The sequence below is a fragment of the Streptomyces sp. NPDC055955 genome (assembly GCF_042270245.1).
Classification (GTDB): domain Bacteria; phylum Actinomycetota; class Actinomycetes; order Streptomycetales; family Streptomycetaceae; genus Streptomyces.
The window spans coordinates 88075-113826 of the sequence record NZ_JBHJYS010000003.1 but is presented as its reverse complement, the minus strand read 5'-3'; the positions used below and the strand labels follow the sequence as shown (position 1 = coordinate 113826).

General features: G+C 71.3%; 19 protein-coding genes and 1 riboswitch. Of the genes, 16 read left to right on the top strand and 3 right to left on the bottom strand.

Annotation, left to right across the window (positions count from 1 at the left end; genetic code table 11):
- Positions 1–109: 109 nt before the first annotated feature.
- Both mfd and ACFC96_RS06605 read left to right on the top strand, forming a co-directional pair.
- A complete protein-coding gene (gene mfd, locus ACFC96_RS06610) occupies positions 110–3640 on the top strand; it encodes a transcription-repair coupling factor (RefSeq protein ID WP_376610636.1) in 3531 nt (1176 codons plus the stop codon).
- A 195-nt stretch (positions 3641–3835) separates the two neighbouring features.
- Positions 3836–4549 (top strand): HNH endonuclease family protein, encoded by a 714-nt coding sequence (locus tag ACFC96_RS06605; protein WP_376262310.1) that lies wholly within the window; start codon positions 3836–3838, stop codon positions 4547–4549.
- 18 nt (positions 4550–4567) lie between these two features.
- Here ACFC96_RS06605 and ACFC96_RS06600 read toward each other — a convergent pair whose 3' ends face one another.
- Both ACFC96_RS06600 and ACFC96_RS06595 read right to left on the bottom strand, forming a co-directional pair.
- On the bottom strand, positions 4568–5332 hold the full coding sequence (locus tag ACFC96_RS06600) for a hypothetical protein (protein WP_376262312.1): 765 nt from the start codon (positions 5330–5332) through the stop codon (positions 4568–4570).
- Between the two features lie 59 nt (positions 5333–5391).
- The gene (locus ACFC96_RS06595; RefSeq protein ID WP_376610635.1) at positions 5392–5880 is read right to left on the bottom strand and encodes a hypothetical protein; all 489 of its coding nucleotides are present in this window, start codon (positions 5878–5880) and stop codon (positions 5392–5394) included.
- 199 nt (positions 5881–6079) lie between these two features.
- On the opposite strand from ACFC96_RS06595, the gene ACFC96_RS06590 reads away from it, so the two are divergent.
- The 14 genes from ACFC96_RS06590 to ACFC96_RS06525 all read left to right on the top strand — a co-directional run bounded on the left by ACFC96_RS06590 (position 6080) and on the right by ACFC96_RS06525 (position 23132).
- Positions 6080–8173 carry an N-6 DNA methylase gene (locus tag ACFC96_RS06590; RefSeq protein WP_376610633.1) on the top strand — a complete coding sequence of 698 codons (2094 nt, stop codon included), beginning with the start codon at positions 6080–6082 and terminating at the stop codon, positions 8171–8173.
- 112 nt (positions 8174–8285) lie between these two features.
- Positions 8286–8930, top strand: coding sequence for a hypothetical protein (locus ACFC96_RS06585; RefSeq protein WP_376610631.1), 645 nt, complete (start codon positions 8286–8288; stop codon positions 8928–8930).
- A gap of 50 nt (positions 8931–8980) precedes the next feature.
- A complete protein-coding gene (locus tag ACFC96_RS06580; protein WP_376610952.1) occupies positions 8981–10465 on the top strand; it encodes a protein kinase in 1485 nt (494 codons plus the stop codon).
- Positions 10466–10612: 147 nt separating this feature from the next.
- Positions 10613–11293 (top strand): SurA N-terminal domain-containing protein, encoded by a 681-nt coding sequence (locus ACFC96_RS06575; RefSeq protein ID WP_376262324.1) that lies wholly within the window; start codon positions 10613–10615, stop codon positions 11291–11293.
- A gap of 33 nt (positions 11294–11326) precedes the next feature.
- Complete coding sequence (locus tag ACFC96_RS06570) at positions 11327–12319, top strand: nucleoside triphosphate pyrophosphohydrolase (RefSeq protein WP_376262327.1); 993 nt, start codon at positions 11327–11329, stop codon at positions 12317–12319.
- Positions 12320–12553: 234 nt separating this feature from the next.
- The gene (locus ACFC96_RS06565) at positions 12554–13831 is read left to right on the top strand and encodes a cytochrome P450 (RefSeq protein ID WP_376610629.1); all 1278 of its coding nucleotides are present in this window, start codon (positions 12554–12556) and stop codon (positions 13829–13831) included.
- A 139-nt stretch (positions 13832–13970) separates the two neighbouring features.
- Positions 13971–14957, top strand: coding sequence for a transglycosylase family protein (locus ACFC96_RS06560; RefSeq protein ID WP_376610627.1), 987 nt, complete (start codon positions 13971–13973; stop codon positions 14955–14957).
- Positions 14958–15081: 124 nt separating this feature from the next.
- A riboswitch (cyclic di-AMP (ydaO/yuaA leader) is annotated at positions 15082–15298 on the top strand.
- Positions 15299–15302: 4 nt separating this feature from the next.
- Complete coding sequence (locus tag ACFC96_RS06555) at positions 15303–15986, top strand: transglycosylase family protein (RefSeq protein ID WP_376610625.1); 684 nt, start codon at positions 15303–15305, stop codon at positions 15984–15986.
- A gap of 318 nt (positions 15987–16304) precedes the next feature.
- The gene (gene eno, locus ACFC96_RS06550) at positions 16305–17591 is read left to right on the top strand and encodes a phosphopyruvate hydratase (RefSeq protein ID WP_376262338.1); all 1287 of its coding nucleotides are present in this window, start codon (positions 16305–16307) and stop codon (positions 17589–17591) included.
- 103 nt (positions 17592–17694) lie between these two features.
- Positions 17695–18183 carry a septum formation initiator family protein gene (locus ACFC96_RS06545; RefSeq protein ID WP_376262340.1) on the top strand — a complete coding sequence of 163 codons (489 nt, stop codon included), beginning with the start codon at positions 17695–17697 and terminating at the stop codon, positions 18181–18183.
- Positions 18184–18267: 84 nt separating this feature from the next.
- Positions 18268–18798: a DUF501 domain-containing protein gene (locus ACFC96_RS06540; protein ID WP_376262343.1), complete on the top strand. Its 531-nt coding sequence runs from the start codon at positions 18268–18270 to the stop codon at positions 18796–18798.
- Entirely contained in the window at positions 18795–19739 is a 945-nt protein-coding gene (locus ACFC96_RS06535) for an exopolyphosphatase (protein ID WP_376610623.1), read from the top strand. The genes ACFC96_RS06540 and ACFC96_RS06535 overlap by 4 nt, the downstream gene beginning before the upstream one ends.
- Positions 19740–20226: 487 nt before the next feature.
- Positions 20227–21618: an NAD(P)/FAD-dependent oxidoreductase gene (locus ACFC96_RS06530; RefSeq protein ID WP_376262349.1), complete on the top strand. Its 1392-nt coding sequence runs from the start codon at positions 20227–20229 to the stop codon at positions 21616–21618.
- Positions 21619–21833: 215 nt separating this feature from the next.
- Positions 21834–23132 carry a class I SAM-dependent methyltransferase gene (locus ACFC96_RS06525; protein ID WP_376610621.1) on the top strand — a complete coding sequence of 433 codons (1299 nt, stop codon included), beginning with the start codon at positions 21834–21836 and terminating at the stop codon, positions 23130–23132.
- A 62-nt stretch (positions 23133–23194) separates the two neighbouring features.
- Here the strand turns inward: ACFC96_RS06525 and ACFC96_RS06520 are convergent, their stop codons facing one another.
- Positions 23195–25726: an ABC transporter permease gene (locus ACFC96_RS06520; RefSeq protein ID WP_376610619.1), complete on the bottom strand. Its 2532-nt coding sequence runs from the start codon at positions 25724–25726 to the stop codon at positions 23195–23197.
- Positions 25727–25752: the final 26 nt, after the last annotated feature.

Sequence of the window (25752 nt, the reverse complement as noted above, 5' to 3'; positions counted from 1 at the left end):
CGGACGATCCGCACGCGGCTGTCGGCGGCGCGTCGTAGTCTGGAAGACCCCCGGCCCGTTCGACGTGTCGGGCGGTTCGCGTTGCCCACTCCCGGGATGGAAGCCCTTCATGAGCCTGCACGGTCTGCTGGACGCCGTAAGTCGAGACCCGGCGCTCGCCGAAGCGGTGAAGGCCGCCACCGACGGGCACCGCCCCCACGTCGACCTCGTCGGCCCGCCCGCCGCGCGGCCCTTCGCGGTGGCCGCTCTCGCGCGGCGGACCGGGCGGACCGTGCTGGCCGTGACCGCCACCGGGCGGGAGGCCGAGGATCTGGCCGCGGCGCTGCGCTCGCTGCTGCCGCCGGACGGCATCGCCGAGTACCCCTCGTGGGAGACGCTCCCGCACGAGCGGCTCTCCCCGCGCTCCGACACCGTGGGCCGCCGTCTCGCCGTCCTGCGCCGCCTCGCGCACCCCCGCGCCGACGACCCGGAGACCGGCCCGGTCTCCGTCGTCGTCGCCCCCGTCAGGTCCGTGCTCCAGCCTCAGGTCAAGGGGCTCGGGGACCTGGAGCCCGTGGCGCTGAGCACCGGACAGAGCGCCGATCTGAACGAGATCGTCGAGTCGCTGGCCGCGGCTGCCTACTCCCGGGTCGAACTCGTCGAGAAGCGCGGCGAGTTCGCCGTGCGCGGCGGCATCCTCGACGTGTTCCCGCCGACCGAGGAACACCCCCTGCGCGTCGAGTTCTGGGGCGACGACGTCGAGGAGATCCGCTACTTCAAGGTCGCCGACCAGCGCTCCCTGGAGGTCGCCGAGCACGGCCTGTGGGCGCCGCCCTGCCGTGAGCTGCTGCTCACCGACCAGGTGCGCGAGCGCGCCGCCGCCCTCGCCGAGGAGCACCCCGAGCTGGGCGAACTCCTCGGCAAGATCGCCGAGGGCATCGCGGTCGAGGGCATGGAGTCCCTCGCCCCGGTCCTCGTCGACGACATGGAGCTGCTGCTCGACGTGCTGCCCGAGGGCTCCATGGCCGTGGTGTGCGACCCGGAGCGGGTGCGTACGCGCGCGGCCGACCTGGTGGCCACGTCGCAGGAGTTCCTCCAGGCGTCGTGGGCGGCCACCGCCGGCGGCGGCGAGGCGCCCATCGACGTGAACGCGGCGTCCCTGTGGTCCATCGCCGACGTCCGCGACCGGGCGCGCGAGCTGGACATGATGTGGTGGTCGGTGTCGCCGTTCGCGGCCGACGAGGAGCTGGGCTCGGACACCCTGAAGCTCGGCATGCACGCCCCCGAGTCGTACCGCGGCGACACCGCGCGGGCGCTCGCCGACACCAAGGGCTGGCTGTCCGGCGGCTGGCGCACCGTCTACGTCACCGAGGCGCACGGCCCCGCCGCCCGCACCGTCGAGGTGCTCGGCGGCGAAGGAGTCCCGGCCCGCCTCGACCAGGACCTCACCGAGCTCACCCCGGCGCTCGTGCAGGTCTCCTGCGGCTCCATCGACTACGGCTTCGTGGACCCGGCCCTGAAGCTGGCGGTCCTCACCGAGACGGACCTGACCGGCCAGAAGGCGGCGGGCAAGGACGGCCAGCGCATGCCGGCCCGCCGCCGCAAGACGATCGACCCGCTCACCCTCGAGTCCGGGGACTACATCGTCCACGAGCAGCACGGCGTGGGCCGCTACATCGAGATGGTGCAGCGCACGGTCCAGGGCGCGACCCGCGAGTACCTCGTCGTCGAGTACGCGCCCGCCAAGCGCGGCCAGCCCGGCGACCGCCTGTACATCCCCACCGACCAGCTGGAGCAGATCACCAAGTACGTCGGCGGCGAGGCCCCGACGCTGCACCGGCTCGGCGGCGCGGACTGGACGAAGACGAAGGCCCGCGCGAAGAAGGCGGTCAAGGAGATCGCCGCGGACCTGATCAAGCTGTACTCGGCGCGCATGGCGGCGCCCGGCCACTCCTTCGGCCCGGACACGCCCTGGCAGCGCGAGCTGGAGGACGCCTTCCCGTACGTGGAGACGCCCGACCAGCTCACGACCATCGCCGAGGTCAAGGAGGACATGGAGAAGACGGTCCCGATGGACCGCCTGATCTGCGGCGACGTCGGCTACGGCAAGACGGAGATCGCCGTTCGCGCGGCGTTCAAGGCCGTTCAGGACGGCAAGCAGGTCGCGGTCCTCGTGCCCACGACCCTCCTCGTCCAGCAGCACTTCGGCACGTTCTCCGAGCGCTACTCCCAGTTCCCCGTGAACGTACGGGCGCTGTCGCGCTTCCAGACGGAGTCCGAGTCGAAGGCCACCCTGGAGGGCCTGCGCGACGGGGCGGTCGACATCGTCATCGGCACGCACCGCCTGTTCTCCTCCGAGACGAAGTTCAAGGACCTCGGTCTCGTCATCGTCGACGAGGAGCAGCGCTTCGGCGTCGAGCACAAGGAGCAGCTGAAGAAGCTCCGCGCGAACGTCGACGTCCTCACGATGTCCGCGACCCCCATCCCCCGTACGCTCGAAATGGCCGTCACCGGCATCCGTGAGATGTCGACGATCACCACGCCGCCGGAGGAGCGCCACCCGGTGCTCACCTTCGTGGGCCCGTACGAGGAGAAGCAGATCGGCGCGGCCGTCCGCCGTGAACTGCTGCGCGAGGGCCAGGTCTTCTACATCCACAACCGCGTCGAGTCCATCGACCGCGCGGCGGCCCGCCTGCGCGACATCGTCCCCGAGGCGCGCATCGCCACGGCCCACGGCCAGATGTCCGAACAGGCCCTGGAACAGGTGGTCGTGGACTTCTGGGAGAAGAAGTTCGACGTCCTCGTCTCGACGACGATCGTCGAGTCGGGCATCGACATCTCCAATGCGAACACGCTGATCGTCGAGCGCGGTGACAACTTCGGTCTCAGCCAGCTCCACCAGCTGCGCGGCCGCGTCGGCCGAGGCCGTGAGCGCGGGTACGCGTACTTCCTGTACCCGCCGGAGAAGCCGCTGACCGAGACCGCGCACGAGCGCCTCGCCACCATCGCCCAGCACACGGAGATGGGCGCCGGTATGTACGTGGCGATGAAGGACCTGGAGATCCGCGGCGCGGGCAACCTGCTCGGCGGTGAGCAGTCGGGCCACATCGCGGGCGTCGGCTTCGACCTCTATGTCCGCATGGTCGGCGAGGCGGTCGCGGACTACCGCGCCTCGCTCGAAGGCGGTGTCGAGGAGGAGCCGCCCCTGGAGGTCAAGATCGAGCTCCCGGTCGACGCGCACGTCCCGCACGACTACGCGCCGGGCGAGCGGCTCAGGCTGCAGGCCTACCGCGCCATCGCCTCCGTGAACACGGAAGCGGACGTCAAGGCGGTCCGCGAGGAGCTCACCGACCGCTACGGCAAGCTGCCCGAGCCGGTCGAGAACCTGCTGCTCGTCGCCGGTCTGCGCATGTTCGCGCGGGCGTGCGGCGTCGCCGAGATCGTCCTCCAGGGCAACAACATCCGCTTCGCCCCCGTGGAGCTGAGGGAGTCGCAGGAGCTGCGCCTCAAGCGCCTCTACCCGGGCACGGTCATCAAGGCGGCGGCGCACCAGGTGCTCGTCCCGCGCCCGAAGACCGCGAAGGTGGGCGGCAAGCCGCTGGTCGGACGCGAACTCCTCGGCTGGGTCGGGGAGTTCCTGACGTCGATCCTCGGTTCGTAGAGTTTCGTGGAGAGTCTCGCGGGGCGGGCCCGAGAAGGTGCGTACACAGATGCGTGACCGGGGCGGGCCCGGGAAGACGTGAGCGGGAGGGGTGAGGGGAAGGCGGCTGCCTCCGCGCGCCCCGGTGCGCCCGGGTGACGGGCGCTCACCCGATACGGTGACACCGAGACCGGACTAGCAGGGGGGAGCGTCGTGATGCGAGGCGCTGGGCGGGCCGTCGCCGCCGTACTGGTGACCGTGGCCGCCGCCACCGGCTGCACCGTGGAGCAGCAGGGCGGGGCGGGGTCGGGGCCCGAGTACAAGGCGGGCAGCGCGCTCGACGCCGTGAACTCGCTGACCGTCAAGGGGCGGGCCCCCAAGACCGGTTACGACCGGAGTCGTTTCGGCAGCGCCTGGGCCGACACCGATTCGAACGGCTGCGACACCCGGGACGACATACTCAAGCGGGACCTGACGGGGGTGAAGTTCCGCGACGGGCGCTGCACGGTCGTGTCGGGGACGCTCGCGTCCGACCCGTACACCGGCAAGGAGATCGCGTTCGCGCGCGGCCGCAGCCAGGTCGACATCGACCATCTGGTGGCCCTCTCCGACGCCTGGCAGAAGGGCGCCCAGAAGTGGGACCCGAGCAAGCGCATCGCCCTGGCCAACGACCCGCTCAACCTCCTCGCGGTCGACGCGGGCCCCAACCGCAGCAAGGGTGAGGGCGATACGGCGACCTGGCTGCCGCCCCGCAAGGGGTACCGGTGCACGTATGTCGCCGGGCAGGTCGCCGTGAAGAAGAAGTACGGGCTGTGGGTGACGGCCGGTGAGCGGGACGCCATGAAGCGGGTGCTGTCGACCTGCCCGGACCAGGCGCTGCCCACGGGCGGCAACCCGACGTCGGCGCCGGAGCGCTTCCACGCCAAGTGACCGCGAGCGCGGGCCGGTTCAGCCGCCCAGCTTGTCGAGGTCGACGATGTCCTTGTCGGCCGGCGGCGCTGCCTCGACCGGCTTGTCGTAGTCCGAGAACGTGAGCGAGGCCGGCTCCTTGGCGGACTTGGTGACGAGCTTGAGCACGTACGGCTTGCCCTCCGTCGCGACGTAGAGCGTGTACGTGTCCTTGCCGTCGGTCTCGGTGACGGTGAACGCGGGCGTGCCGTCGACCGTCGTCGCCCTGCCCTTGCGGGCGAGGGTGTCATTGCTCTTGAACTCGGCGAGCATCGAGTCGAGGTCGCAGAAGTCCGCCATGTCCTTGGCGTCGGGGCTGTCCGCCTTCGACTTCATCCAGCGGCCCGCGAGCATCTTCACGACGGCGTCGGTGTCCGCCTTGGACTCGCCCTTGCTCTGGGCACGCAGGAACGCCTCGTCGGACTTGAGGTACACGGTCGGGCCCGTCTTGATCAGGTCGACCTTGCCCTGCCCGTCCATGCCCATCGAGCCGGTGCACTCGCCCTTCGTGTCGAGGGCGACGTCGAGGGTGATCTGCCCGCCGTCGCCGTCGGCCGTGTCGCCCTTGATGGTGAGGGACGAGGCGCCGCGGGTGGCCTTCATCGCCTTGTTGGCGATCTGCGGTCCCGACAGGTCGGCGAAGGGAGCCTTGGGCTTGTCACCCGGCCCCGCGGCGCCGGCGGGGCCGCCGGTCCCGCACGCGGTGAGCGAGAGAGTGGCCGTGACGGCGGTGAGGCAGAGGGCGGCAAGGGTGCTGCGACGCATGGGAGTTCTCCCCCGGGAAGTGGTTGAGGTGGTGGAGGCGGAGCGGTGGTGCACGGCCGTCAGAAGTTGCCGTTGGTGATGATCTCGCCGTCGGCGTCGTAGACCGTGACGAGGCCGTTCTTGCTGTCCTTCCAGTCCGCGAACGCGGAGGCGATCAGCTTGGAGGGGCCGGAGCCCTCGCCCATCAGGCCGCCGGTGAAGTCGGTGTAGACGTCGGCGCTGTCGAGGACGTCGTTCTGCTGGTCGGCGCCCTGGATCTTGAGGACGTGGGCGACGGCGGCCTTCTCCTTGGGCGTGCCGTTCTTCGCCACGAAGGCCTTGAACTGCTCGGCCTGCGAGGCCTTCGAAGCGCCCTTGTCACCGGCGTCGGCCTTGGCGGCGCCGTCGGCCTTGCCGCCGGAGTCGCCCGTGTTCTTGTCCGCGGCGGCGGAGGTGCCGCCGCCGTTCCCCCCGTTGCCGTCGCCGCCCTCACCCGAGTTCGCCGACACGACACCGATCACGACGATCCCGACGACCGCACCCAGCGCGATCTTGGTCTTCATGCCCATGGCTGATCCCCCCAAAGGAAAGCGGCCCTTCGATCCCGGCGACCGCTTGTTTCGATGGGTCAATAAGAACAGACCTTGTGAACCGAGTCAACACGGTTCACAAGGTCGAGTTAGTACACGCTCGTGAATGGGGCGCTTACGTGTTCGCGGGTATGCTCGGCGCCACAGTCATGCGGGGGAGCCGAGGGGAGCACACCGGGTGCAGGACAACGCCACAGAAGTGACCGCGGCCGGTATCGCCCGGCTCGCGGGGGTCGGCCGCGCCGCCGTCAGCAACTGGCGCCGCCGCCACCCCGACTTCCCCAAGCCCGTCGGCGGGACCGAGACCAGCCCCTCCTTCGCCCTCACCGACGTCGAGAACTGGCTGCGCGAGCAGGGAAAACTCGCCGAGGTCCCGCTGCGTGAACGCGTCTGGCAGCAGCTCGCCGGACATCCCGTGGGCCCCGGCGTCGCGCTCCTGCACGCCGGCTGCGCCCTGCTTCTCGTGCACGACCGGCCCACCGACTGGCTCGAACTCGCCGCGGTCTCCGACGAGCACCTCGCCCGGCGCCTCCCGGCCGCCCTCGACGACGTCCTGAACCGCCGCTTCGGACCCCGCGACGAGCGCGCCGTGCGCCTGCCCGACACCGGGCTCCCGCCCTCCGTCCCGCTGCTGCGCGGCGCCGCCGAACTCGCCGCGGAACTGGGCGCCCGCCAGACGTACGAGTTCCTGCTCGGCCGTCATCTCGACGCCAACCCGCGCCAGTACACCCTCACGCCCCCGGGCCCCGCCCAGCTCATGGCCGCCCTCGCCGGACCCGCCCGCACCGTCCTCGACCCGGCCTGCGGCACCGGCGCCCTGCTGCGCGCCGTGCGCGACCTCGCACCCGAGCCCGACCAGCGCCTCTACGGCCAGGACAGCGCCCCCGACCTCGCCGCCCTCACCGCGCTCCGTCTCGCGCTCGGCACCCCGGCCGCCGACGGCGCCACCGTGCGCACCGCCGCCGGCGACACCCTGCGCGCCGACGCGTTCCCCGACGTCCGCGCCGACGCCGTGCTCGCCCACCCGCCGTTCAACGAACGCAACTGGGGCCACGACGAACTCGCCTACGACGCCCGCTGGGAGTACGGCTTCCCGGCCCGCACCGAGTCCGAACTCGCCTGGATCCAGCATGCGTTGGCCCGCCTGCACGACGGCGGCACCGCCGTCCTGCTGATGCCGCCCGCCGCCGCCTCGCGCCGCTCGGGCCGCCGCATCCGCGCCGACCTGCTGCGTCGCGGCGCCCTGCGGGCCGTGATCGCCCTGCCCGCGGGCTCCGTCCCGCCCAACAACATCCCGCTGCACCTGTGGGTCCTGCGCAGGCCCGGCGCCGGCGCTCCGCCCGCGCCGGAACTCCTCCTCGTCGAGACGACCGGGGGCCGGCCGGCGGGCTCCGGCGACGGACGCGACAGGCTGCCGTGGGAGCAGGTCCAGCAGGCCGTCCTCGACGCCTGGCGGCCCTTCGACCGCGACGGCACGCTCGAGGAACTGCCCGGCGTCGCCCGCTCCGTGCCCGTGATCGAACTCCTCGACGACGAGGTCGACCTCGCGCCCGCACGCCGGCTGCCGCCCCCGGCCGCGGGCGGCGGCGCCGAGGAGCTCGCCGCGGTCCGCACCCGCCTCGGCGACACCCTGCGCCTCACCGCCGACCGTGCCCCCGACACCCCGCCCGCCGCGCAGAGCCCGGCCCGCTGGCCCCAGACGACCGTGGGCGAACTCGCCCGCGCCGGCGCCCTGGTGCTGCGGACCGCCACGGCGGTTGCCGCGGGACCGGGGCCCGCCACCGGCGGCTCTGCCGGCGTGCCCGTCCTCACCGACCACGACGTCCTCGCCGGCACCGCGCCCTCCGGCTCACCCCAGAGCGGCGACGAGGAACCCGTACTCGTCGAGGCGGGCGACGTCGTCGTGCCGATGGCGGGCGGCGGAGCGGTCGCCCGCGTCGTCGACGAGGCCACCGCGGGCGCCGCGCTCGGCCGCGGCCTGACGCTGCTGCGCCCCGACCGGACCGCCCTCGACCCCTGGTTCCTCGCCGGGTTCCTGCGCGGCACCGCCAACAACCGGCAGGCCAGCAGCTTCGCGTCCACCGCGACGCGCCTGGACGTGCGCCGCCTCCAACTCCCGCGCCTGCCACTCGCCGACCAGCGCCGCTACGGCGAACGCTTCCGCGCCCTGGCCGGGTTCGAGGACGCCCTGCGCCAAGCCGCGCGCCTCGGCGAACAGCTCGTGCAGGGCCTGCACGACGGCCTGACGGACGGCACGCTCGGCCCCGAGTGACGCGTAAGACATCCGTACGACAACGGTTCCGTACAACCCGGCGCGGGTTGTCGGAGTCGGCCTATACGCTCGACACACAAAGGACCCGTCAGCAGGAGCAGCAGGAGAAACCATGCACGGCCAGGGCTACATGCCACCGCCACAGCGCCCGTCGCATGGCGTGCAGATCGCGTTGCGCGTCCTGTTCGTGGCGCTCACCGTGCTGAGCATCGGCTTCCTCGCGTGGACGGCGCTGCTGCGCCTCGCGCTGACGACGCGCAGCAGGACGGACTGGATCGTCTTCGCGTCCGTCGCCGCGCTCCAGGTCGGCACGGTCGCGCTGCTCGCCACGGACCCGGGCGTCGACGATTTCACGACGTGGCGCGGAGACGCGGGCATGATCACGCTTCTGGTCACGCTCGCCGGAGTCGTCCTGTACTACCTCGTCGCCGACATCCTCCACTGCCGCAAGGGGCGCCTCGGGTTCTACGGCGGTTACGCGAACGGGTACCAGCAGCCGCTCCAGCGACCCCCGCTCCAGCAGCCCGCGTACGGGTATCCGCAAGCCCAGCACTACGCGCCGCCCACGCCGCAGCCCGCGCCGCCGTCGACGCCGCCCGTGCACGACCAGCTCACCCGGACCGCGGGCCCGGCCCCCACGCCCGTGCCCACCCCCGCCCCGCAGCCCCAGGTGCCGCCGCCCCACCGCATCGACCAGGTCCGCGCGGAGCTCGACGAACTCAGCGACTACCTGCGCAAGCAGGAAGGCGGACGGTGACCCACCCCCTGAACGCGTCCGGCGGACAACTCGTCGCCGGACGCTACGAGCTGTCCACCCTCATCGGCCAGGGCGGCATGGGCCAGGTCTGGACGGCGTACGACCAGCGGCTCGACCGGCGCGTCGCCGTGAAGCTGCTGCGCCCCGACCGCGTCGCCGGCCAGGAGGCCGAAGAGCTGCGCCGCCGCTTCGTGCGCGAGTGCCGCGTCACGGCCCAGGTCGACCACCCCGGCCTGGTCACCGTCCACGACGCGGGAACCCAGGGCGAGGACCTCTACCTCGTCATGCAGTACGTCGACGGGGCCGACCTCTCCGACCACCTCGCCGAACACGACCCCTACCCGTGGCAGTGGGCGGTCTCCGTCGCGGCCCAGCTGTGCGCCGTCCTGTGCGCGGTGCACGCCGTACCGATCGTGCACCGCGACCTCAAACCGCGGAACGTGATGGTCAAGCAGGACGGCACCGTCACCGTCCTCGACCTCGGCGTCGCCTCCGTGCTCGACACCGACACCACCCGCCTCACCCACACCGGCTCCCCCATCGGCAGCCCCGCCTACATGGCGCCCGAACAGGCCATGGGCGGCGCCGTGGGCCCCTACACGGACCTGTACGCGCTCGGGGTGCTGCTGCACGAACTCCTCAGCGGAGACGTCCCGTTCGCGGGCTCCACCGCCCTCGGCGTCCTGCACCGCCACCTCTACGAGCCGCCCCTGCCGGTCCGACGCCTGCGCCCCGAGGTCCCCGAACCCCTGGAGGCGCTCGTCCTGCGCCTGCTCGCCAAGGACCCGCAGCACCGGCCCGCCTCCGCGCAGGAGACGTACGAGGCCCTGCTCCCGCTGCTGCCCGCGCGCGGCGTACCGAGCGGCGGCCCCCTCGACCCGACCCGCCCCTTCCTGCGCCCGCACGCCCCCTGGCCCGACCGCGCCCGCACCCCCGCCCCGCAGCCCGCCGCGCCCACGCCCCACACCGACAGGCCGGACGTCGCGAGCGCCGTCGACGAGGTCAAGCGCCTCCTCGGCGAGGGCCGCATCACCCAGGCCGTCGACATCCTCGGCGCGATCCTGCCCGCCGCCGCGGCCCAGCACGGCGAGCACTCACCGGTCGTACGGACCCTGCGCAAGCAGTACGCCGCGACGCTCATGGACGACGGCCAGTACCGCCGCGCCCTGCCCGAGCTGCGCCGCCTCGCCGACGAGCGCTCCGCTGAGGCGGGCCAGGCCGACCCGCAGTCCCTCCAGTTCCGCTACGAGGCCGCGCAGTGCCTGGAACAGCTCGGCGAACCGGCCGCCGCGCTCGCCGAATACCGGGCGCTGCTCCCGTACTACGAGAACCAGTACGCGACCACGGACATCACGCTGCCCCTCGAAGTCCGGCGCCGCATCGGCCACTTGCTTCTCGCGCTCGGCGACCGTCCCGCCGCGCACGAGACCCTCGTACGACTCCTGCACGACGCGGAGCGCCTGCACGGACCCGGACACCCGTTCCCGGCCGAAATCCGCCGCACCTTGCAGTGGCTGGGGCAGGTCCGGGGCTGAGCCGGGTCGGGCCGGGCACGGGGGAGTGCCTCAACTCCCGCCGAATCGTTGGGTCGAATAGGTGGCCGAGAGCACGGCCACTGCCTAACATCGATCACCGCCGGACTTTGTGCACCGACGCACAAACTCTTCGCAGGGAGGCCCACCTTGCATCGCCGCAACAGCCGCCGCACCGCGCTCGTCCTCTCCACCGCCGCCGTAGCCGCGGTCCCCCTCCTCACCGCCTGCGGCGACGACGCGCATCCCGGCGCCGCGGCCGTCGTGGGCAGCGACCGCATCACCGTCTCCCAGCTGCAGAACCGGGTGAACGAGGTGCGCGACGCCCAGCAGGCCGCCACCAAGGACGACCAGCAGTACGAGCAGGCCATCGCCAAGTCCGGCAGCCTCACCAGGAACACGCTGAACTCCATGGTCTTCGACCGTGTGGTGCACCGCGCGGCCACCGACGCGGGCGTCAAGGTGAGCCGCCGGCAGGTCCAGGAGCGGGAAGCCGCGATGGCGCAGCAGGCCGGCGGCGTGCGGCAGCTGCAGCTCGCCCTGCTCGAGCAGTACAACATCGCGCCCGAGCGCATCGCGGACAGCGCCCGCACCGATCTCGAGGTCATGGGCCTCGCACAGAAGGTCGGCGCGAACATGCAGTCCCAGGCCGAGAGCGACCAGGCCCCCTTCTGGAAGGCGCTCGACCAGGCCTCCAAGGAGCTGAACGTCGGCCTGAACCCGCGCTACGGCACCTGGGACATCGCCAAGAGCCACGGCCGCGCCGACACGAAGACACCCTGGGTGCGCGAGGTCACGTCCCCGAAGACGGGGGACGAGCAGACGGCGTAGGGCGCGGCGGGCGGCCTGGGTTACGTTCGAGGCGTGAACGCCGAGAACACACCCGCCGCCGTCCCGACCGGCCGCATCGTCCTGCTCACCACCAGCCACCGCGTCGCACCCGGCCTGCTGTCCTGGTCGGCCTGGCAGCTCCTGCACGCCGCCGACGAGGTGCTGTGCGCCGACGCCGCGCACCCGCAGCTGCCGTATCTGCGGGAGGCCGGCATCGAGGTGCGGGAGGCGGCGCCGACGGCCCACGAGCTCGTCGACGCCTGCGCCGGCGGCCGCACCGTCGTGGTCGTCGCCACCGCCGAGGGCGACCGGCGCCTGACCGACGGCCTGGCCGCGCTCGCCGGCTCGGGCCGCGTCGCGATGCCCGACCTGGAACTGCTCCCGGCCTCCTACGACCTGCCGGGCGCCCGCCTCCTCGACCTGGTCCAGGTCATGGACCGCATCCGTCGCGAGTGCCCGTGGTCCTCGCAGCAGACCCACAAGGGCCTGGCGAAGTACGCGATCGAGGAGGCGTACGAACTCGTCGAGGCGATCGAGGACGGCGACCGGGACGAGCTGCGCGAGGAGCTCGGCGACGTGCTCCTCCAGGTTGTCTTCCACGCCCGGATCGCCGAGGAGGCCTCCGGTGAGGAAGGGGACGAGGCGTTCTCCGTGGACGACGTCGCCGGCGGCATCGTCGAGAAGCTCATCCACCGTCACCCGCACGTCTTCGGCGACGACACGGCGCTCACCCCGCAGGACGTGAAGGAGCACTGGCTGCGCACGAAGGCCGTGGAGAAGCAGCGCGAGTCCGTCACGGACGGGGTGCCGGTGGGACAGCCCGGCCTCGCGCTCGCGGCGAAACTGGGATCGAGGGTCCGCACGGCCGGCCTCGACGTGCCCCTCCCGTCCGGCGAGGGCGTCGGCTACGAATTGCTGGCACTCGCCCTGCGCGCCGAGGCCGACGGCGTCGACCCGGAGGCGGCACTGCGCGCGGCGTCCCGGGCGTACCGGGACGCGATCCGGGCGGCGGAGGGGCTGGCCTAGGGCCTGTCGTCACATTCCCGTCTGCCCGGCGGCGTCTGGCACGCCCGCTCGCGGCGTTGCCGAATAGCCCTGGTAGCTCCGCTGCAAGGGCTCTCCGGCGCCTTGCGATCGCACGCACCGGACGCCGCCGGGCCCGCCCCTCGGGCGGACGACGGGAATGTGACGACAGGCCCTAGAACCGGCGGCGGTGGGGTCCGGCAGGGGGTGGCGCCCCGCGCCGGATACGGTCGAGGCGTGACCGACAAGCCCGCGCAGCGCACCGCTCCCGAACTCTTCACCTGGGAGTTCGCCACCGATCCGTATCCGGCCTACGCCTGGCTGCGCGAGCACTCGCCCGTCCACCGCACGACGCTCCCCAGCGGTGTCGAGGCCTGGCTGGTCACGCGGTACGCGGACGCGAAACAGGCGCTGGCCGACCAGCGCCTGTCCAAGAACCCGGCGCACCACGACGAGCCCGCCCACGCCAAGGGCAAGACCGGCATTCCGGGCGAGCGCAAGGCCGAGCTGATGACCCATCTGCTCAACATCGACCCGCCGGACCACACCCGCCTGCGCCGCCTCGTCTCGAAGGCGTTCACCCCACGCCGGGTGGCCGAATTCGCTCCTCGTGTGCAGGAGTTGACGGACGGCCTCATCGACCGGTTCGCCGCCCGGGGCGAGGCCGACCTGATCCACGACTTCGCCTTCCCGCTCCCCATCTACGCGATCTGTGACCTGCTGGGCGTCCCGCGCGAGGACCAGGACGACTTCCGCGACTGGGCGGGCATGATGATCCGCCACGGCGGGGGCCCGCGCGGCGGTGTCGCGCGCTCCGTCAAGAAGATGCGCGGCTATCTGGCCGAACTCATCCACCGCAAGCGCAGCGACCCGGGCGACGACCTCATCTCCGGCCTCATCCGCGCCTCCGACCACGGGGAGCACCTCACGGAGAACGAGGCCGCCGCCATGGCCTTCATCCTTCTCTTCGCAGGTTTTGAGACCACGGTCAATTTGATCGGCAACGGCACGTACGCCCTGCTCACCCACCCCGAGCAGCGCGAGCGGCTCCAGCGGTCGCTGGCCCCCGGAGCCGCCGAGCCCGGCCTTCTGGAGACCGGGATCGAGGAACTCCTGCGCTACGACGGCCCCGTGGAGCTCGCCACGTGGCGCTTCGCGACCGAGCCGCTGACCGTCGGGGGACAGGACATCGCCGCCGGCGACCCCGTCCTGGTCGTGCTCGCCGCCGCCGACCGCGACCCGGCGCGCTTCGACGAGCCCGACACCCTCGATCTCTCCCGGCGCGACAACCAGCACCTCGGATACGGGCACGGGATCCACTACTGCCTCGGAGCCCCCCTCGCGCGCCTGGAGGGGCAGACCGCCCTCGCTACGCTCCTGACGCGCCTTCCGGACCTGCGACTCGCGGGAGATCCTGCCGATTTGCGCTGGCGCGGCGGCCTCATCATGCGGGGATTGCGCACGCTTCCGGTCGAGTTCACGCCGCATCGGGAAGGTCCGGGCGAAGCGGTGTAACTGACGGTTCGTCAAGACTGTGACTTTCACGTGATCTCGGCTGCATCGACTTGTGACAAGCGTTCGACTCCCGCTACGTTCACCAGTCATCGCGGCACCACCCGCCGCAGCATTCCCCGAGCCACCGAAAGGCGCCTTCATGCTCACCGGGAACGGTCGTCACCGTCGCCCCCGCCAGGCTCCCGCGCTCATCGTCGCCGCGGGAGTGGCCGGCTCCGCCATCGCGATCCCCCTGCTCGGCGCGACCAGCGCGAGCGCCGCGTCGACCGCCACGTGGGACAAGCTCGCCGAGTGCGAGAGCGGCGGCTCCTGGAGCGCCGATCCGGGCAACGGCTACTACGGCGGGCTCCAGCTCTCGCAGGAGATCTGGGAGGACCACGGTGGCCTCGACTTCGCGCCGCGCGCCGACCAGGCCAGCCGCTCGCAGCAGATAGCCGTCGCCGAGAAGGTCCTCGCCGACGAGGGTCCGCGGGCGTGGCCGGTCTGCTCGGTCACCTCGGGGCTCACGGCGGACGACGCCGCGGCCGACGTCGACCCCGGGGCGGCCCTGCCGACCCCGTCCGCGTCCGCCGGCGACTCCGGCCGTGACGACGCGGCGGACGGCGACACCGCGAAGAGTGACGCGAGCGACGAGTCGGCGGACTCCGCGTCCGAGGCCGCGAAGGGCGACTCCCGAGAGAAGAGTCACGACGACTCGGGTGATACCGCAGGTAACACCGCGGGCGACTCCAAGAGCGACAAGTCCGGCCGGGACGGCTCGACTTCGACCGCCGGCGCGCCCTCGTCGGAGGCCTCCGACGGCTCGGACTCCGCCGCTGCGCCCGCCTCCGGCCGGCACCGCGGCGACGCCGCCGAGGACGACGTCCCGGGCTCCTCGCGCGCCGACGACGGCTCGGGCCGCCATGCCTCGCGCGGCGGAGAAAGCGGGCGCAAGGGTGTGAATGCGGACGAAGGTACTTATACCGTGCGCTCCGGCGACAACCTCTGGGGCATCGCCGACACCCATGACGTGGACGGCGGATGGGCCGCTCTGTACGCCGAGAACAAGAAGACGGTCGGCGCCGACCCCGACCTCATCCTTCCTGGTCAGAGTCTGGATCTTGGGCTCGAATCGGGCGAAAAGTAGGGGCAGTTCGGGCGTGATGTCCGCTTTGGTGACGGTGAGAGATGGGTCTCAAAGGCCCTGATCGTCTTTGAAATTCGGGCGATCCACTGCTTACGGTCATCACCGCTCGCCACAGCGGGCCCCGTCGGATGTCACGCCGAATCCTGCCAACGTCCGTACGGGAACAGTCGTCGCGTAAGCGCCGTAGGCAGGAGCGGGGGACCCAAGGTAAGTGCCGGCCCCGGCCGTCGAGAGACGGCCGACCGACCGGCTTGGGGTGAAGTCGCACGCAGGACGTGCGACCGGGCACTCATCCGGCCCGAACCCGACAGCTCACCTCGTAGGCGTCGGTGAGGGGATCTCTCGATGCTGTTTTCCAGCAAGGGCAAGCACCGTCGCCCGTCCAAGGCCGTTCGCGTCGCCACGCTCGCCGGTGTCGCCGGTGCCGCTGTCGCCGTCCCGCTGATGGGTGCCACCGGCGCCTCCGCCGCCACCACCTCCGAGTGGGACGCGGTCGCGCAGTGCGAGTCCGGCGGCAACTGGTCGATCAACACGGGCAACGGCTACTACGGCGGCCTCCAGTTCTCCTCGTCCACCTGGGCCGCGTACGGCGGCACCGCCTACGCCTCCACCGCCGACAAGGCCTCCAAGGCGCAGCAGATAGCCGTCGCCGAGAAGGTCCTGGCGAGCCAGGGCAAGGGTGCCTGGCCGAGCTGCGGCGTGGGCCTGTCCGCCGCCTCGACCGGCTCCGCCCCGGCCGCCGCCGCCCCGAAGCAGCAGGAGCGCACCGAGCAGCCGACCACCCGCAGCCAGGAGCGCAAGGCGCCTGCCGCCCCGAAGCAGGAGTCGAAGAAGACCGTCGAGACCCCGGCCGGCAAGAAGGTCGAGAAGGGTGACGGCGAGTACAAGGTGAAGGCCGGCGACACCCTCAGCACCATCGCCGAGGCGCACCACGTCAAGGGTGGCTGGGCGAAGCTCTTCAAGCTGAACAAGGACATCGTCGAGGACGCCGACCTGATCTACCCGGGTCAGCAGCTCCACCTCAAGTAAGGAGGGGAGGGGGCGACAGCCCCCAGGCCGCTCGGGTGCCGGCTTTCGGCGGACGGCCGGTACCACGCCAGGTCCCCCCAAGGACTCCCCGCCCCGGGTGCGCATTCCCCCGTCGCGCCCGGGGCGGGGTTTTGGTGCGTGAGGGGTCCTGGGCTTTCGTCCGTTGTCGGCCGGTGCTTTTTGTTCCGTTCGGAAACAATTCGCTCTCGGTTTTTGTCCACGGGCCGGTCGGTCGGCTGGCCGGTGCCTGGAGCCGGTTAGGCTCGTGTGTTGCCGGACCATGCGGCCCGGCGTAGTTGCGTCACATCCCATAAGGAGATGCTCGTGCCGTCCATCGACGTCGTCGTAGCCCGGGAAATCCTGGACTCCCGAGGCAACCCCACGGTCGAGGTCGAGGTCGGCCTCGACGACGGCAGCACCGGTCGTGCCGCTGTCCCGTCCGGTGCGTCCACCGGCGCGTTCGAGGCCATCGAACTCCGCGACGGTGACCCGAACCGCTACCAGGGCAAGGGTGTCGAGAAGGCCGTCCTCGCCGTCATCGAGCAGATCGGCCCGGAGCTCGTCGGCTACGACGCCACCGAGCAGCGCCTGATCGACCAGGCGATGTTCGACCTGGACGCCACCGACAACAAGGGTTCGCTCGGCGCCAACGCCATCCTCGGCGTCTCCCTCGCCGTCGCGCACGCCGCCTCCGAGGCCAGCGACCTGCCGCTGTTCCGCTACCTCGGCGGTCCGAACGCGCACCTGCTGCCCGTCCCGATGATGAACATCCTCAACGGTGGGTCGCACGCCGACTCCAACGTCGACATCCAGGAGTTCATGATCGCGCCGATCGGCGCGGAGTCCTTCTCCGAGGCCCTTCGCTGGGGCGCCGAGGTCTACCACACCCTCAAGAAGGTGCTGAAGACCAAGAGCCTGTCCACCGGTCTGGGCGACGAGGGCGGCTTCGCCCCGAACCTCGGCTCGAACCGCGAGGCCCTCGACCTCATCGTCGAGGCCATCAAGCAGGCCGGTTACGTTCCCGGTGAGCAGATCGCGCTCGCGCTCGACGTCGCCGCGTCCGAGTTCTACAAGGACGGCAAGTACGAGTTCGAGGGCAAGTCCCGCTCGGCCGCCGAGATGACCGAGTACTACGAGGAGCTCGTCTCCGCGTACCCGCTGGTCTCCATCGAGGACCCGCTGTACGAGGACGACTGGGCCGGCTGGAACGTCATCACCGAGAAGCTGGGCGACAAGGTCCAGATCGTCGGCGACGACCTCTTCGTCACCAACCCCGAGCGCCTCGCCCGCGGCATCGAGGAGGGCTCCGCCAACGCCCTGCTCGTCAAGGTCAACCAGATCGGTTCGCTGACCGAGACCCTGGACGCCGTCGAGATGGCCCAGCGCAACGGCTTCAAGTGCATGATGTCCCACCGCTCCGGCGAGACCGAGGACGTCACCATCGCCGACCTCGCCGTCGCGGTGAACTGCGGCCAGATCAAGACCGGTGCCCCGGCCCGCTCGGACCGCGTCGCCAAGTACAACCAGCTCCTGCGCATCGAGGAGATCCTCGACGACGCCGCGGTCTACGCCGGCCGCAGCGCGTTTCCCCGCTTCAAGGGCTGAGCGCGCTCTTAAGGCACTGCCTTAGGAAGCGTCGTACGTACGTCCCCGCACCCGGTCCCGTACCGTGTGCGGGGACGTACGCACGTAAAGGGGAGGCGCGAACATGGCCGGGAGAGTCCGGGACAGGGACCGTGACCGGTTCTCCACCGCGACCCGGCTGCGTCTGCTCGGCGAGCAGACCGCCGAGCGCGTCTACCGCTCCCAGACCAGACGTCAGGCCCGCCGTTCCCGTCTCACCGGCCGCGCGGCACTCCTGGCCCTCGTCCTGTGCACCCTGGTCGTCGCGCTCGCCTACCCCATAAGGCAGTACGTCTCCCAGCGCGGGGAGATCGCCGACCTCCAGCGCCGGCAGCAGGAGGCCCAGAGCAGGGTCGACAGGCTGCGCGACGAGAAGGCACGCTGGCAGGACGACTCGTACGCCGAGCAGCGGATCCGCGACCGGCTCCACCTGGTGATGCCGGGCGAGACCGGCTACGTGGCGCGCGACCCCGACGCGGCGAAGCGCACCCGCTCCGAGGGGGGCGCGAAGGGACGGCCCTGGTACTCGAACGTCTGGGACGGCGTCGACAAGGCCGACCGCCCCGGCGACTGACCCGCCCGCACCGAAGCCCCGCACCCGCAGCACCCCGAATCCGCAGTACCCCTACCGAAGTTCACTGAAGGAAAGCCCCCAGGCATGGACACGCCCCCGCCCCAGACCGAGCCGACCGCGCCCACGGACGCCGACATCCAGGCGTTCAAGGAGCAGCTCGGCCGCCCGCCGCGCGGCCTGCGGGCCATCGCGCACCGCTGCCCCTGCGGCAACCCGGACGTGGTCGAGACGGCGCCGCGCCTCGAGGACGGCACGCCCTTCCCCACGACGTACTACCTCACGTGCCCGCGCGCCGCGTCCGCGATCGGCACGCTGGAGGCGAACGGCGTCATGAAGGAGATGACGGAGCGCCTTCAGACGGATCCCGAGCTTGCGGACGCGTACCGCAAGGCGCACGAGGACTACATCGCGCGCCGCGACGCCATCGAGGTCCTCGAGGGCTTCCCGAGCGCGGGCGGCATGCCGGACCGGGTGAAGTGCCTGCACGTCCTGGTCGGCCACTCCCTGGCCGCGGGCCCGGGTGTGAACCCGCTCGGCGACGAGGCCATCGCGATGCTGCCCGAGTGGTGGGCGAAGGGGCCCTGCGTGTCGGCCGCGCCCGAGGAGAGCCAGTGACCAGGGTCGCCGCCGTCGACTGCGGCACCAACTCGATCCGGCTCCTCGTCGCCGACGCCGACCCCGCCACGGGTGAACTCGTGGAACTGGACCGGCGCATGACGATCGTGCGGCTCGGGCAGGGCGTGGACCGCACGGGACGCCTCGCGCCCGAGGCGCTGGAGCGCACCTTCGCGGCCTGCCGCGAGTACGCCGAGGTCATCAGAGCGCACGGCGCCGAGAAGATCCGCTTCGTGGCCACGTCCGCGTCCCGCGACGCCGAGAACCGGGACGACTTCGTGCGCGGGGTCGTGGACATCCTGGGCGTCGAGCCCGAGGTCATCACGGGCGACCAGGAGGCCGAGTTCTCCTTCACCGGCGCGACGAAGGAGCTGACGGGCCGGGCCGACCTCGACAAGCCCTACCTGGTCGTGGACATCGGCGGCGGCTCGACGGAGTTCGTCGTCGGCGAGGACACGGTCCTGGCGGCGCGCTCCGTCGACATCGGCTGCGTCCGCATGACGGAGCGCCACCTCATGGGCGAGGACGGCCAGGTCACCGATCCGCCGACGCCCGCGCAGATCGAGGCCGTTCGTGAGGACGTCGTCGCGGCCCTCGACCTCGTGACGCAGACCGTCCCGCTGACCGCGGCCCGCACGCTCGTGGGTCTGGCCGGTTCCGTGACGACGGTCGCCGCGCTCGCGCTCGGTCTGAGCGAGTACGACTCGGTGGCCATCCACCACTCCCGTATCTCCTACGAGCGCGTCGCCGAGCTCACGGACTGGCTGGTGACGTCCACGCACGACCAGCGTTCCCTGAACCCGGTCATCCACCCGGGCCGCGTCGACGTCATCGCCTCCGGCGCGCTGGTGCTGCGCCTGATCATGGAGTGGATCGGCGCCAAGGAGGTCGTGGTGAGCGAGCACGACATCCTCGACGGCATCGCCTGGTCGATCGCCTAGCCCTCTCCAGGCTGTTTCCCGGCCGCTTCGCGACCCCTTCCCGGCCCCCCTTCCGGCCTGCCGGTACCTCCCGTGGCCGACTCCCCTGAGCGCTCAGGACGTCGTCTGAGCGCGGTCCGGGAGGGGGGCGACACGCTCCGGCGACACCCCGTCGGGAAAGTTCGTGAAGTTCTTCACAAGGAATTGGGCCTCGTGGGGCGAGGATCCGGGCCAGATGGCCCGCGGGAGGGGCTCCCCGCGCTCCGGAGGCCGCCGAGCGGGGCGTTGCGGGCTTGTTGCGGGCGGATGAACCGGATGAGTGGTCCACCCCCGCCGAATGCCCGGAGCGGCAGCTCAAGAGGGGTGTGGAACGACCGGCGTCATACCGTGGTTCCCTGCCAGGGCCATGACCTCGGTCACGTGGGGGGCGGAGTGTAGCAGAGGCCCCGTCAGTGCTTGTGAAGGGGCGCACGAGCGACCCCCTCCGGACGGGTGGATACTCGATGGCATGAGCACCACGGAGCGTCCCAGGATCCTCGTAGTAGGCGGTGGGTACGTAGGCCTGTACGCAGCACGACGCATTCTCAAGAAGATGCGTTATGCGGAAGCGACCGTCACGGTCGTGGATCCGCGCTCGTACATGACTTACCAGCCCTTCCTCCCCGAAACCGCCGCCGGCAGCATCTCGCCGCGCAACGTCGTCGTCCCGCTGCGACGCGCTGTGCCCGGAGCCGAGATTCTCACCGGCCGGGTCACCACCATCGACCAGGACCGCAAGGTCGCCACGGTCGCCCCGCTCGTCGGCGAGGCGTACGAGGTTCCCTTCGACTACCTGGTGATCGCGCTCGGCGCGGTCTCCCGCACCTTCCCGACGCCGGGCCTCGCCGAGGTCGGCATCGGCATGAAGGGTGTCGAGGAGGCCATCGGCCTGCGCAACCACGTGCTCGAGCAGCTCGACAAGGCCGAGTCCACGAACGACGAGGAGATCCGCCGCAAGGCGCTCACCTTCGTGTTCGTCGGCGGTGGCTTCGCGGGCGCCGAGACGATCGGTGAGGTCGAGGACCTGGCGCGCGACGCGGCCAAGTTCTACAAGAACGTGAAGCGCGAGGACATGCGCTTCGTGCTCGTCGACGCCGCCGACAAGGTGCTGCCCGAGGTCGGCCCCGAGCTCGGCGTGTACGGCAGGAAGCACCTGGAGTCCCGCGGCATCGAGGTCTACCTGAAGACCACCATGCCGTCCTGCGTCGACGGTCACGTGGTGCTCAGCAACGGCCTCGAGGTCGACGCCAACACCATCGTGTGGACCGCCGGCGTCAAGCCGAACCCGGCCCTCGCGCGCTTCGGCCTCCCGCTCGGCCCGCGTGGCCACGTGGACACCCAGGCCACCCTCCAGGTCGCGGGCTCGGACTACATCTGGGCCGCGGGCGACAACGCCCAGGTCCCGGACCTCGTCGGCCGCAAGGCGGGCAACGAGAACGCCTGGTGCCCGCCGAACGCGCAGCACGCCATGCGTCAGGCCAAGGTCCTCGGCGACAACGTGGTCTCCGGCATGCGGGGCTTCCCGCAGAAGGAGTACAGCCACAGCAACAAGGGCGCGGTCGCGGGTCTCGGCCTGCACAAGGGCGTCGCGATGATCGTCATGGGCAAGATGAAGATCAAGCTCAAGGGCCGTCTCGCCTGGTACATGCACCGTGGCTACCACGGGCTCGCCATGCCGACGTACAACCGCAAGATCCGTGTGATCGCCGAGTGGACGATCAACATGTTCCAGAAGCGCGACATCACCGCGCTCGGCGCCCTGGAGACTCCGCGCGAGGAGTTCTACGAGGCCGCCAAGCCGGCGCCGGCCCCGGCCGCCGCCGAGGCTCCGAAGGTCGAGGAGAAGGCCAAGGCCTCCTGACCCCGGTCCAGTAACACCCCTGAAGGGGCGCTCGCCATCCGTGGTGCGAGCGCCCCTTCGGCGTTCCCGGATCCGCCCCGGCCGGCCGATATACGTGGCAGCTACATGTATTTTGCCGATCCGTAACGCAGTAACGGGACTGCGAGAGCGCTCCGTTGGTGTTTACGTGGTGTTGGACGATTCCGGGATCGTCTCCCCTTACGGAGGTGTGCGCCATGCAGGACGCCGCACAGCGGCTGAAGAACCTCGCCGAACAGCTACTCGGAGTACCGCTTCCCGTCAGGCTCCGCGCCTGGGACGGTTCGGAGGCCGGGCCGCCCACCGGACCCACCCTCGTCGTACGCAACCGCCGCGCCCTGCGCCGCCTGTTGTGGAAGCCGGGAGAGCTCGGCCTGGCCCGCGCCTGGGTGGCCGGTGACCTGGACGTGGAGGGCGATCTGTACGACGCCCTCGGCCGGATGGCCGGACTCGTCTGGGAGCGCCCCGAGGAGGACGGCAGGAGCCTCGTCGAGGCACTGAAGGAGCCCGGTGTCAGGGCCGCCGTCGCCGAACTGGTCAAGCTCGCCGGGCCCTTCCTGCCGCCCGCCCCGCCCGGTGAGGAGATGCGCAGGCGCGGCCGCCTGCATCTGCACACCAAGAACAGCGACCGACGGGCCATCAGTCACCACTACGACGTCGGCAACGACTTCTACGAGCTGGTCCTCGGCCCGTCGATGGTCTACTCGTGCGCGTACTGGGACGCGCCGGACGGCACTCTCGAGGACGCCCAGCGCGACAAGCTCGAACTCGTCTCCCGCAAGCTCGGCCTGGCGCCCGGCCAGCGCCTGCTCGACGTCGGCTGCGGCTGGGGCTCCATGGCCATCCACGCCGCCCGCGAGTACGGCGTCGGCGTGGTCGGCGTGACGCTCTCGCAGGAGCAGGCCGCGTACGCCCGTAAGCGGGTCGCCGAGGAAGGCCTCACCGACCGGGTGGAGATCCGGGTCCAGGACTACCGCGACGTGCGCGACGGCCCCTTCGACGCGATCTCGTCCATCGGCATGGCCGAACACGTCGGCTCCGAGCGGTACCTGGAGTACGCCGAGGCGCTCTACGCCCTCCTCAAGCCGGGCGGCAGGCTCCTCAACCACCAGATCGGCCGGCGCCCCCAGAAGGACGAGTCGACGTACGAGGTCGACGAGTTCATCGACGCGTACGTCTTCCCGGACGGGGAGCTCGCGCCGGTCGGCACGACCACCGGGCTCCTGGAGCGGGCCGGCTTCGAGGTCAGGGACCTGGAGGCGATCCGGGAGCACTACGCGCTCACCCTGCGCCGCTGGGTCGCCAACCTGGAGGCGAGCTGGCCCGCGGCCGTGAAACTGACCAGTCCCGGCCGGGCCCGCATCTGGCGCCTCTACATGGCCGCGTCCGCCCTGAGCTTCGAGCGCAACAAGATCGGCGTGAACCAGATCCTCGCCGTGAAGACACCCCTGTCGGGCGAGCCGGGTATGCCCCTGCGGGCGCGTATCTGGAACTGACGCCCCAGAGGCACGGATGGGGCGCGCCGGCGGTCGGCCGGTGCGCCCCATCCGCCGTTGTCTCACTCCGACTTGATGGCCGCGAGCATGTTCAGCCGGGCCGCGCGGCGGGCCGGCCACAGGGCCGCGAGGATGCCCACGAGGGCGGCCAGCGCGAGGAAGATCCCGATCCGGCCCCAGGGCAGGACCAGCTCGTACGTCGTCAGGGTCGTCGCCATGAGCCGGCCGGCCGCCCAGCCGAAGAACACGCCGAGGCCGACGCCGAGCACACCGCCGAACAGCGAGATCACCAGGGACTCCAGGCGCACCATGCGCTTGATGCCCCTGCGGTCGAGGCCGATCGCGCGCAGCATGCCGATCTCCTGCGAGCGCTCGAACACCGACATGGCCAGGGTGTTGATGACGCCGAGGACGGCGACGACGACCGCCATGGCGAGCAGGCCGTAGAGCATGTTCAGCATCAGCGTGAACATCTTCGAGATCGCGTGGGAGATGTCCTGCTTGTCCTGGACGAGGATCGCCGGGTTGTCGCCGAGCGCCTTCTCGATGCGGTCCTTGGCGGCGGCGGACGTACCGCCGTCGGTCTTCACCATGACCTGCATGTCGGACGGGTCCGTGACGTGCGGGGTCAGGACGGCGGAGTCCAGCATGATGCCGCGCATCATGTCGTTGCCCTCGTAGACACCGGCGACGGTCAGCCGCTGCTTCTTGCCGTCCTCGAAGCTCGTGGTGAACGTCGAGCCGGTGCGCCAGCCGTGGTCCTTCGCGGTCTTGTCGTCCACGACGACGTCACGGCCGCCGATCCGGAAGGTGCCGCTGTCGACCTTGAGATCGGTCAGCGAGCCGATGGTGGCGCCGTTGACGCCGGTCAGGAACTCGGTCCGGCCGTCGATGCGCGAGGGCGCGTTGCTCAGGCCGCTGGTGGCGGTGACGCCGTCGACCCCGGCGAGCTTGCCGGCGACCTCGGGGGACAGGGAGTTCATGTTCGCCATGGAGACGACGTAGTCGGCCTTGAGGGCGGACGACGCCATCTTGTCGATGGCCTGCTGGGCGCTGCCCGCGATGACCGTCAGGCCGGTGATCAGCGTGAGACCGATCATCAGGGCGGAGGCGGTCGCGGCGGTGCGGCGCGGGTTGCGGACGGCGTTCTGGCGGGCCAGCTTGCCGGAGATCCCGAAGACGCGCAGGACCGGTCCCGCGGCCGCGATCAGCGGGCGGGACAGCAGCGGGGTCAGGATGAAGACGCCGATCACGAGGAGGCCCGCGCCGAGACCCAGGGGGGCCTGCGCCGAGGTGCCGTCGCTCATCGTCGTCGCGTACAGGGAGGAGGCGATGCCGGCCGCCGCGAACAGCGCGCCGATCGTGTTCCGTACGACGAGGGAGCGGGTGGTCGCCGTGGCGTGCACGCTGCTCATCGCCGCGACGGGCGGGATCTTCGCGGCGCGGCGGCCGGGCAGCCACGCGGCCAGCATCGTGATGACGACGCCGACGACGAGGGACGTGACGATGGTGCCGGGCGAGACCACGAGCGGCCCGTCGGGGATCTGCGCGTCGGTCGCGCCCATCAGGGAGCGCATCCCGGCGCCGATGCCGATGCCCGCCGCCAGACCGGTGACGGCCGCGACCGCGCCGACCACGAACGCCTCCGCGAGGACGGAGCGCGTGACCTGCCTGCGCGAGGCGCCGACGGCCCGCATGAGCGCGAGTTCCTTGGTGCGCTGGGCGACGAGCATCGTGAACGTGTTGGCGATGATGAAGACACCGACGAAGAGCGCGATCCCGGCGAACACCAGCAGGCTCGACTTCATCGAACTCATGCTTGAGGAGATCTGCTCGGCCTGGTCGTCGGCGAGCTGCCGGCCGGTCGTGGTCTCGACCTGGTCCTTCGGCAGGGTCTTGTCGAGCGCGCTCCGCAGGGCGGCCTGGCTGGTGCCCGCCGCGGCCTTGACGTCGATCTCGTCGTACGAGCCCTGCTTGTGCAGGAGCTGCTGCGCGGTCGCCGTGTCGAACAGGGCGAGGCTGCCGCCGGCCGCGACATTGCCGTCCTCGGTGGTGAAGATGCCGGTGACGGTGGGCGTCAGGACGGGCCCGTCGATGGACATCCGTACGGTGTCACCGACTTTGTAGCCCGCGCGCTTCGCGGTCTGCGCGTCGAGCGCGACCTCGCCCTTGCCGTGGGGCGCCTCGCCGCTCTCGAGCGGGTAGCGCGGGTCGTGGTCGCCCCAGTAGTTGGCGCCCTGGGTGGAGAAGCCGTTGCCGACGAGCTTGCCGTCCTTGTCGGCGACGGCCGCGAAGCCGCTGACGACGCCGATGGCGGAGCCGGCGCCGGGCGTCTTCGCGGCCCGGTCGAGGGTGGCCTGCGTGAGCTTCGGGTCCTTGGCGAGCCGGTCGCCCTTCGATTCGGCGCTCTGGGGCGTGACGGCGACGTCGACCTGGGCGAAGCCCTTGGCGGAGCTCTTCTGGAAGGCGTCGGAGATGGTGTTGGTGAAGACCAGGGTGCCGGAGACGAAGGCGACGCCGAGCATGACGGCGAGCACGGTCATCAGGAGCCTGGCCTTGTGCGCGAACACATTGCGCAAGGCGGTACGGAACATGGGGTTTCTCAGTCCAGGAGTACGGC

Coding starts and splice junctions, on each gene's coding strand:
- ACFC96_RS06555 (WP_376610625.1), top strand. CDS start 15,303: ATGCTGTTTTCCAGCAAGGGCAAGCACCGTCGCCCGTCCAAGGCCGTT.
- ACFC96_RS06605 (WP_376262310.1), top strand. CDS start 3,836: ATGCGAGGCGCTGGGCGGGCCGTCGCCGCCGTACTGGTGACCGTGGCC.
- ACFC96_RS06545 (WP_376262340.1), top strand. CDS start 17,695: ATGGCCGGGAGAGTCCGGGACAGGGACCGTGACCGGTTCTCCACCGCG.
- eno (WP_376262338.1), top strand. CDS start 16,305: ATGCTCGTGCCGTCCATCGACGTCGTCGTAGCCCGGGAAATCCTGGAC.
- ACFC96_RS06530 (WP_376262349.1), top strand. CDS start 20,227: ATGAGCACCACGGAGCGTCCCAGGATCCTCGTAGTAGGCGGTGGGTAC.
- ACFC96_RS06600 (WP_376262312.1), bottom strand. CDS start 5,332: ATGCGTCGCAGCACCCTTGCCGCCCTCTGCCTCACCGCCGTCACGGCC.
- ACFC96_RS06560 (WP_376610627.1), top strand. CDS start 13,971: ATGCTCACCGGGAACGGTCGTCACCGTCGCCCCCGCCAGGCTCCCGCG.
- mfd (WP_376610636.1), top strand. CDS start 110: ATGAGCCTGCACGGTCTGCTGGACGCCGTAAGTCGAGACCCGGCGCTC.
- ACFC96_RS06595 (WP_376610635.1), bottom strand. CDS start 5,880: ATGGGCATGAAGACCAAGATCGCGCTGGGTGCGGTCGTCGGGATCGTC.
- ACFC96_RS06520 (WP_376610619.1), bottom strand. CDS start 25,726: ATGTTCCGTACCGCCTTGCGCAATGTGTTCGCGCACAAGGCCAGGCTC.
- ACFC96_RS06525 (WP_376610621.1), top strand. CDS start 21,834: ATGCAGGACGCCGCACAGCGGCTGAAGAACCTCGCCGAACAGCTACTC.
- ACFC96_RS06585 (WP_376610631.1), top strand. CDS start 8,286: ATGCACGGCCAGGGCTACATGCCACCGCCACAGCGCCCGTCGCATGGC.
- ACFC96_RS06540 (WP_376262343.1), top strand. CDS start 18,268: ATGGACACGCCCCCGCCCCAGACCGAGCCGACCGCGCCCACGGACGCC.